The organism is Psychrobacter sp. 1U2 (genome assembly GCF_051847575.1).
On sequence record NZ_JBPYDC010000387.1, the window covers coordinates 1 to 1,135 of the forward strand.

The window sequence follows — 1,135 nt, forward strand, 5'->3', positions numbered from 1 at the left end:
CCTCCAGCAATAAATAGATTGCCCGAGTAGGCAATAATGACCACCTCAAGACCGATCAGTACAAATAAAATGGCATTCAAAATCTCATCTATCAGCTCCCAAAACAGATCGATATAATGGCGAGTCTTATCGCTCATCGCAAGCTCACGACCACGGTTGCCGACCATTAACCCCATCATCACCATAGCAAGTGGTCCAGATAAATGCCAATGACTGGCCAATGCATAACCGCCTATTACCCCTGCCAGCGTCAACAGTACTTCCTCTTGATAACTATCAATGCTTTTGAGTAAATAGTACAAAATAGCGCCAAGTACCAAGCCAAAAATAATACCGCCGCCAGCCTCAACGGCTAGAGTATGTGCCACATAATTAACCGTGGGAATATCACCACTAGATAGGATACCGAGCAATAGGACAAATATGACAACGCCGATACCGTCGTTGAATAGTGACTCGCCAGCGATGACTGTCTCGATACTCTTTGGTGCTCCCGCTGATGCTAATATTCCCATAACCGCAATAGGATCTGTAGGCGATATCAGAGCACCAAACAATAGGCACCAAATGAAAGGCAGCCCAAAACCGAGGAGTGGTAGCATAAAGTAAAGGGCAGTAGCGATCAGCACGGCTGATACTAGCGTACCAATACATGCAAGAATACCTATAGGAAGTTTATAACGCTTCAAATCACCAATATTGACGTGCAAAGCCCCGGCAAACAGGAGCATAGATAGCATGCCATCAAGTAAGACTTCAGTGAAATCTAGTTGATCTAATAAACTCACCTCATAGTCAATAAGCTGATCGAAGCCCAAAAATCCTAAAAAAATCGCTATCATGGATAAGACAATAGAGATAACCATGACCCCGATTGTAGTTGGCAAGCCAATAAAGCGATGATTGATGTAAGCCAATATCGCCGTTACTGATAAGAAAATAGCGCTAATCTCAAGTATGGTCAGGCTGGTTGCAGATGCCATAAAAGCAGTCTCGATGAGTATAAAAGTTGTTGAAAGGATAACAGGTATTTAGCAGATAGATAGTGCTAGTATTGCTTAATACCTATAGCAAAATTTAGACGTATATATTGAGTTACGGACTACTTATTTACCTTGATTGTGTCTGTAAATCT

General features: G+C 42.3%; 1 protein-coding gene. It reads right to left on the bottom strand.

Annotated features, from left to right (window positions below):
• On the bottom strand, positions 1 to 983 hold a 983-nt coding region (locus tag ACS8FD_RS16040), incomplete at its 3' end, for a cation:proton antiporter (RefSeq protein ID WP_439276580.1).
• Between the last annotated feature and the right edge of the window lie 152 nt (positions 984 to 1,135).